The sequence below is a fragment of the Patulibacter sp. genome, from assembly GCF_030655195.1.
Taxonomy (GTDB): Bacteria; Actinomycetota; Thermoleophilia; order Solirubrobacterales; family Solirubrobacteraceae; genus Patulibacter.
This window is the reverse complement of the sequence record NZ_JAURWA010000042.1, coordinates 36,520-43,888: the sequence shown is the minus strand read 5'-3', so window position 1 is coordinate 43,888 and position 7,369 is coordinate 36,520. Positions and strand designations below refer to the sequence as shown.

The window sequence follows — 7,369 nt, the reverse complement described above, 5'->3', positions numbered from 1 at the left end:
GCGCCGCGCCGCGCCGCGCCGGGGTATCTGCGGGGCACGGCTCTGGTCGAGCTCTGGGCGGGTCCGCCTCCGGCGCGGCTCGCCGGCGCCCGCTGGCGCACGCCGTCCGGGACCCGGCCGACGGCCGGTCTCCGGATGCGGACGGGGTGCACCCCGCCTAGAGTGTCGGCATGCGCTCCAGCCGCCGCCGTCCAGCCCGGGCCCTCACGGGCCTCTCGATCGCCGTCGCGGCCGGCCTGGGCCTGTCTGCGTGCGGCACGTCGACGATCAAGACCGACCAGGTCGAGTCGACGATCGTCAAGCAGTTCGCCGCCCAGGGCGTGAAGCTCACCGACGTCGACTGCGAGGACGGCGTGAAGGCGGAGGTCGACGCACGGATCAACTGCACGGCCTTGAACCCCACCGAGACGAAGCTCGTGCTCGAGGGCAAGGTCACCAAGATCGACGGCGACAAGGGCTCGTTCCAGGTCAAGGCCGTCCGCGGGATCGCCAAGGGCACGGTCGTCGCCGAGCAGGCGAAGATGATCTACGACGCACAGGTCGGCGAGACCGCCCGCGCGTTCACCTGCCCGGCCGAGGTCCCGCTCCCCACGACGCCGAGCGTCACCTGCAAGCTGACGGCGGAGGACGGCAAGACGTCCGACGCGAAGGTCACGGTCGACGCCCAGAACCAGCTCCGGGTCGAGGTCGCGGACGCGTCGAAGTAGGCCGATCGGGACGAGGGGCGGCGGGGAGTACGTCGGCGGCACGCCGCGAGTACGGCCCCGCGGCGAGCAGGGTCCCGCGGTGGACGCGGCCCCGCGATGGGCGCGGCCCCGCGATGGGCGTGGCCCCGCGGCGGGCGTGGCCCCGCGGCGGGCCTGGCCCCCGGCCCGGTGACCGCACCCGGACCCGGGCGGGTCAGCGGCCGCTGTAGCGCGTCGCGGCGCTGAGCACCAGCAGCGCGAGCGAGCAGACGAGCACCGCGACGGCGACCGCCGACTGGCCGACGACGGCGAGCGCGGCCGCGCCGCCGACCCCGCCCAGCGCGAGCGCCTGGTCGTAGGACTCGTGGGCGGAGAGCGGGAGCGTGGACGCGCGCGGGCCGCCGACCGAGGTCAGGGCCACACCGGCGATCAGGACCCCCAGGGCGACCGAGATCACGGTCCCGGCGGGGTCCGCGCCGAGCAAGAACGGTGCGGCCATCAGCGCGAGACCGAGCGGGAACTCGATGGCGCCGTGGGCGGCGAAGGGGATGCGACGGGAGGAGGACATCGTGCGGTGCATGCTCCCCGCGCCCGCACTCCGAGGGTGTGGCGCGGGTCACGGCCGGGGTGTGGGTCGGGTCACGCGAGCTACCGCCGGTCGCAAATCGCTCCGGAGCGCGCGACGGCCAGCCGGTACCGTGTCGTCCGAATGCCCAAGGTCCGCCTCGACACGCTCCTGCACCAGCGGGGCCTGTACCCCTCGCGATCGGCGGCCGCGGCAGCGGTGCTCGCCGGCGCCGTGCGCCTCGGGGGCCCGGACGCCAACCCGCACGCCCGGCCGCTGAAGCCCGGGCTGCAGGTGGGGGAGGACGTCGAGGTCGAGACCGCGCAGGCCGCCCGCTACGTCTCGCGCGGCGGGACGAAGCTCGAGAACGCCCTCGACGCGCTCGACGTCGACGTGACCGGACGCCACGCCCTCGACGTGGGGGCGTCGACCGGCGGGTTCACGGACTGCCTGCTGCAGCAGGGGGCGGTCGCCGTCGCCGCGGTCGACGTGGCCTACGGCGAGCTGGCGTGGTCCATCCGCGAGGACGACCGGGTCACCGTCATCGAGCGACAGAACGCCCGCGAGCTCACCCGGGAGCAGCTGCCCTTCGCCCCGGACCTCGTCGTGGCCGACGTCTCGTTCATCTCGCTGACGAAGCTCCTGCCGGCGATGGCGGGCGTCGTCGCGGAGCGCTTCGACGCGCTCCTGATGGTCAAGCCGCAGTTCGAGCTGGGCCGGGGACGCGTCGGTCGCGGCGGGGTGGTCCGCGAGCCCGCGCTCCGTCGTGAGGCCATCCGCACGGTCGCCGCGGCAGCGGCGTCCGGGGGCTGGTCCGTGCTCTCGGCGGTCTCCTCGGGTCTGCCGGGACCCAAGGGCAACCAGGAGACGTTCCTGCACCTCGCCGAGGCCGGCCGGGGCGGCGTCGACGACCTCGACGCCCTGGCCCTGGCCGCCGAGCCCGAGGTGGTGTCGTGAGCGAGGGGCGGGCCGCGCGCTCCGCGTCGGTCATCACGCACGGCCGGCCGGCGCAGTCCGCCGACGCGCTGCAGGCGCTGCTGCGCGTCGCCGCGGAGACCGGCACCGAGCTGCGCTTCGACGACCAGGAGGTCGAGAAGCACGAGCTGACGTCCGGTCCCGGCGTCGTGGCCGGTGGGGGCTACCGCCCCGACTCCGACCTCTGCGTCGTCCTGGGCGGCGACGGGTCGATCCTGAAGGGCCTGCGCCGTCAGATCTGGACGGGCGTCCCGATCTTCGCCGTCAACCTGGGCGAGATCGGCTTCCTGGCGACGATCGACCCCGCCGAGCAGCTCGACGGCCTGCGCCGCGCGTTCGCCGGGGACTTCGAGGTCCTCGGACTGCCGGCGCTCGAGGCGACGCTGCCCGACGGCACGTCGTACTCCGCGATCAACGACATCAGCGTCAACCGGCGCTCCGGAGACCGCGTCGCGGAGCTCCAGTACGGGATCGACGGCGAGGACGTCGGGCAGGTCCGCTGCGACGGCCTGGTCGTCTCCACCCCCGCCGGCTCGACGGGCTACAACCTCGCCAACGGCGGACCGATCCTGGCGTGGGGCGTCGAGGGCTACGCCGTGTCGTTCATCGCCCCGCACACCCTCTCGGCGCGGGCGCTCGTGGTCTCTCCCGACGGCGAGCTGACGCTGCACAACGGCTCGTCGTCACCGGTCGAGCTCGGCGTCGACGGCCGTCCGCGCGGACTGATCGGCGCGGGAGAGGTCCTCCGCATCCACTTCCGCCGCGAGGCCGCCGTGCTCGCCCAGACCGAGGGCACGAGCTTCTACCGCCGCCTCCGGGAGAAGTTCGGGCGTCTCGCGGGGTGAGGCATGCGGGCCCCGCCCCGAGCGTCTCGGGTCGGGACCGGCTCACGGGTCGTCAGGGCTCGGGGCACCCGCAGGGGCGGACCGGGACGGTCGCGGAACGACGCCGGAGGGGTTGCGAAACAGCATCGTCACGCGATCCGTCCGCGGTCGATGCGAACCTGTGTTCGTGTTGCTCGAGCTGCGCGTCGAGAACCTGCTCCTGATCGAGCGGGCGGAGCTGGACCTCGTCCCCGGACTGAACGTCGTCACGGGGGAGACCGGTGCGGGCAAGACCGTGCTCGCTCACGCGTTGGACCTGCTGCTGGGCGCCAAGCCCCGGTCGGGCATCGTCCGGCCGGGTGCGGCCGAGGCGTGGGTCGAGGGCGTCTTCGCGCTCGACGGCCGCACCGACGTGCTGCCGCCCGAGATCGCCGAGCGCCTGCCGGAGGGCGAGGACGAGGTCGTCCTCGCGCGCCGGGTGACGGCCGAGGGCCGGTCACGCGCGTTCATCGGCGGCCGGTCGGCCACGGCCGCGGACCTGCGCGAGGTCGGTGGGGCGCTCCTGGCGTTCCACGGCCAGCACGAGGCCCGGCGGCTGCTGTCCCCGGCCGCGCAGCTCGCGCTGCTCGACGCGTACTGCGCGTCGGAGGAGGCGGCTCCGCGGCGCAAGGGCGCCAAGGCCGCCGCCGAGGGGCACCTCCAGCGCCGGGACGCCCACGCTGCGGCCCACGCCGCGGAGCGCGACGCCCGCCGCCGGCTCGAGGAACTGCACGACGCCGCGGGCGCGCGGGAGCGCGAGCTCGACCTGCTGCGCTTCGAGCTGCAGGAGATCGACGACGTCGCGCCCGTCGAGGGCGAGCAGGAGGAGCTCTCCGCGGCCCGCGAGCGCCTGCGGCACGTCGAGGCCCTTCGCGGCGCCGCGTACGTCGCCTCGCAGGCCCTGGGCTCCGACGAGGGCAGCGCCGGCGCCGGGCTGGCCACGGGCGAGTCCGCGCTGGACGCCGTGGCGGGCGTCGACGCGGACCTCGACGTGCTCGCCGCCCGGCTGAGCTCGCTGCGGATCGAGGCCGACGACCTGGCCGCCGAGCTCGCCCGGCACCTCGACCGCCTCGATGCCGATCCCGCCGAGCTCGAGCGGGTCGAGGAGCGGCTGCAGGCCCTCTCGCGGCTGGAGCGCAAGCACGGCGGCAGCGTGCTGGCGGTGCTCGACCACGCCGAGCGGTGCCGTCAGCGGATCGCCGAGTTCGAGGACGTCGAGGGCGCCACGGAGGCCGCCGAGGCCGACCTGGCCGACGCCCGCCGTCGCCGCGAACGCCTGGCGAAGGAGCTCTCGGCCGCGCGGTCCGCGGCCGCGCCGCGGCTCGCCGCCGCCGTCGTCGAGCGGCTCGCGGGTCTGGCCATGCCCGCGGCCACCCTCGAGGTCCGCCTCGAGGAGCGCGAGCCCGGGCCCACGGGCGCGGACCACTGCGAGCTGCTGCTGGCGCCCAACCCCGGCGTGCCGGCCGCACCGGTCCGCGAGTCCGCGTCGGGCGGCGAGCTCTCGCGCGTGATGCTGGCGCTGCTGGCCGTCGCCGGGGCCGGGACGGACGCCACCCAGGTGTTCGACGAGATCGACGCCGGCGTCGGCGGACAGACCGGGCGCGCGGTCGGCGAGCAGCTGCGCGCGCTCGGTCGCGAGGGCCAGGTCCTCTGCATCACCCACCTGCCGCAGATCGCGGCGCTGGCGGATCGCCACTTCGCGATCGAGAAGACGACGTCGCAGGAGACGGCGGTCACCGTCGTGCGGCGCCTGGACGATCCCGAGGTCGTCGGCGAGCTCGTCCGGATGCTCGGGGGCGAGACGGGCGACGAGGGCGCCCGCCGCCACGCCGAGGAGCTGCGCAGCGCCGCCTGAGCGGCGCCGCGCGGGACGCTCAGCCCTGGGGCTTGGCGTCCGTGTCGAGCTCCAGCGACGCCGAGTTGATGCACCAGCGCTGGCCGCCGGCACCTGGGCCGTCGGGGAAGACGTGGCCGAGGTGGCCGCCGCAGTTCGCGCACTTCGCCTCGACGCGGACCATCCCGTAGGCGCGGTCCTCGTGGAGCGTCACGGCCTCGGCCACGACCGGGTCGGTGAAGCTCGGCCAGCCGGTGCCGGAGTCGAACTTCGTGTCGCTGGCGAACAGCTCGGTGCCGCACGCCGCACAGCGGTACGTGCCGTCGTCCTTCGTGTTCCAGTACTTGCCCGAGAAGGCGGGCTCGGTGCCGCACTGGCGCAGCACGGCGTACTGCTCGGGGGTGAGCTCCTCGTCCGGCTTGACGGTGACGCCGGCGGGGGCGGTGGAGGGCTGCGTGTCGGCCATGGGGATCTCCCGGATCTCGGAGGACGGACCGTCGGTCGCGACGGACGCCACGACGACACGTCCATCGTCGCACGTCGGGCACTCCGGGCCGCAACCTTCCTGCTCGTAGCGGGAATCGCCGTCCGGGGACGATCCCGGGCGTCGTGGGGCGGCCGGGCCACGTCCGGGACACCCGGTACCGTCAGCGACGGCTCACGAGGTCGGGAGCCGCCCCAGGGCGGTCCTCCCGAGCCCGCCCGCGCACCCCGCGAGCCCGCCGTCCAGCAGCTCCAAGACGAGGAAACACCCGTGCCAGACCGCTCCCCGACCAAGTACGTGTTCGTCACGGGAGGCGTCGTCTCCTCGCTCGGCAAGGGCATCGCCGCAGCCTCGATCGGCCGTCTCCTCGTCGCCCGCGGCCTGACGGTCTCTCTGCAGAAGCTCGACCCGTACATCAACGTCGATCCGGGCACGATGTCGCCGTACCAGCACGGCGAGGTCTTCGTGACGGAGGACGGGGCCGAGACCGACCTCGACCTCGGGCACTACGAGCGGTTCACGAACACGAACACGTCGAAGGCGTCCAACGTCACGACCGGCGGCATCTACGACACCGTCATCCGGCGCGAGCGGCGCGGTGACTACCTCGGCGGCACCGTCCAGGTCGTCCCGCACATCACCAACGAGATCAAGAACCGGATCAAGCTCGCGGGCGAGTCCTCGGACGTCGATGTCGTGATCTGCGAGATCGGCGGCACCGTCGGCGACATCGAGTCGCTCCCGTTCCTCGAGGCCATCCGCCAGTTCCCGGTCGACGTCGGTCGGCGCAACTGCATGTACGTCCACCTGACGCTCGTGCCCTACATCAAGCACGCCGGCGAGCTGAAGACGAAGCCCACCCAGCACTCCGTCAACGAGCTGCGCCGCATCGGCCTGCAGCCGGACATGCTGATCTGCCGCTCCGAGGCCGTCCTCTCGCGCGACATCCGCTCCAAGATCGCCCTGGGCACCGCGCTGCCCGAGGACATGGTCATCTCGGGCAAGGACGTCTCCGACGTCTACGAGATCCCCCTGTGGTACCGCGAGGAGAAGGTCGACCAGCGCGTCGTCGACCACTTCGGCATCGACGCCCCGGCGCCGGACATCAGCGCCTGGGAGGAGGTCGTCCGCCGCGTCCACGCCGCCTCGGGCGTCACCCGCATCGCGGTCGTCGGCAAGTACGTCAAGCTCGAGGACGCCTACAAGTCCGTCGTCGAGGCGCTCAAGCACGCCGGCGCCTGGGACGGCACCGCGATCGAGATCGACTGGGTCGACTCGGAGCACCTCGAGACGGAGCAGGCCGCGATCGACCGCCTCTCCGGCGCCGACGGCATCCTCGTCCCCGGCGGCTTCGGCGGCCGCGGCATCGAGGGCAAGATCCTCGCCTGCAAGGTCGCCCGCGAGCGGCGCATCCCGTACCTGGGCATCTGCCTGGGCATGCAGATCGCGGTGGCCGAGTTCGCCCGCCACGTGGCCGGCATGCCGGGCGCCAACTCCACCGAGTTCGACGCCGAGACCGAGTGGCCCGTCATCGACCTCCTGCCGGAGCAGAAGGAGGTCCGCGACCTCGGCGGCACGATGCGCCTGGGCGCGGACCCGATCCGCCTGCAGCCCGGCACGCGCATCCGCGAGATGTACGCGGAGGAGACGATCTACGAGCGTCACCGCCACCGCTACGAGGTCTCGATCACCCTGCGGCGCAAGCTCGAGGGTGCCGGCCTCGTCGTCGGCGGCACCTCGCCCGACGGCCGCCTCGTCGAGGCGATCGAGCTGCCCGAGCACCCGTTCTTCGTGGCCGCGCAGGCGCATCCGGAGTTCAAGAGCCGCCCGGAGCGCCCGTCGCCGATCTTCCAGGGCTTCGTCGCCACGGCGCACCGTCGCGCGACGGACCGTGCCGCCGAGCGCGCCGACGCGGTCGCCGAGGCGCGCTCGTAGCCGAGGGATCCACCCCGTCGGGGCTCG

7 protein-coding genes are annotated in these 7,369 nt (G+C 74.1%); 5 read left to right on the top strand and 2 right to left on the bottom strand.

Annotated features, from left to right (window positions below):
• Window positions 1–170 precede the first annotated feature (170 nt).
• Entirely contained in the window at window positions 171–707 is a 537-nt protein-coding gene (locus tag Q7T67_RS04660; protein ID WP_304786488.1) for a DUF4333 domain-containing protein, read from the top strand.
• Between the two features lie 193 nt (window positions 708–900).
• Here Q7T67_RS04660 and Q7T67_RS04655 read toward each other — a convergent pair whose 3' ends face one another.
• Complete coding sequence (locus tag Q7T67_RS04655) at window positions 901–1,254, bottom strand: hypothetical protein (RefSeq protein WP_304786485.1); 354 nt, start codon at window positions 1,252–1,254, stop codon at window positions 901–903.
• 141 nt (window positions 1,255–1,395) lie between these two features.
• Between Q7T67_RS04655 and Q7T67_RS04650 the strand changes: the two genes are divergently transcribed.
• From Q7T67_RS04650 to recN, 3 genes are all read left to right on the top strand, one after another.
• Window positions 1,396–2,208, top strand: coding sequence for a TlyA family RNA methyltransferase (locus Q7T67_RS04650; protein ID WP_304786483.1), 813 nt, complete (start codon window positions 1,396–1,398; stop codon window positions 2,206–2,208).
• Entirely contained in the window at window positions 2,205–3,071 is an 867-nt protein-coding gene (locus tag Q7T67_RS04645; RefSeq protein WP_304786481.1) for an NAD(+)/NADH kinase, read from the top strand. Before Q7T67_RS04650 ends, Q7T67_RS04645 begins: the two co-directional genes overlap by 4 nt.
• A 166-nt stretch (window positions 3,072–3,237) precedes the next feature.
• Entirely contained in the window at window positions 3,238–4,944 is a 1,707-nt protein-coding gene (gene recN, locus Q7T67_RS04640; RefSeq protein WP_304786479.1) for a DNA repair protein RecN, read from the top strand.
• A gap of 19 nt (window positions 4,945–4,963) precedes the next feature.
• Here the strand turns inward: recN and msrB are convergent, their stop codons facing one another.
• Window positions 4,964–5,389: a peptide-methionine (R)-S-oxide reductase MsrB gene (gene msrB, locus Q7T67_RS04635; RefSeq protein ID WP_370695360.1), complete on the bottom strand. Its 426-nt coding sequence runs from the start codon at window positions 5,387–5,389 to the stop codon at window positions 4,964–4,966.
• A 288-nt stretch (window positions 5,390–5,677) separates the two neighbouring features.
• On the opposite strand from msrB, the gene Q7T67_RS04630 reads away from it, so the two are divergent.
• Window positions 5,678–7,342 carry a CTP synthase gene (locus Q7T67_RS04630; RefSeq protein ID WP_304786476.1) on the top strand — a complete coding sequence of 555 codons (1,665 nt, stop codon included), beginning with the start codon at window positions 5,678–5,680 and terminating at the stop codon, window positions 7,340–7,342.
• Window positions 7,343–7,369: the final 27 nt, after the last annotated feature.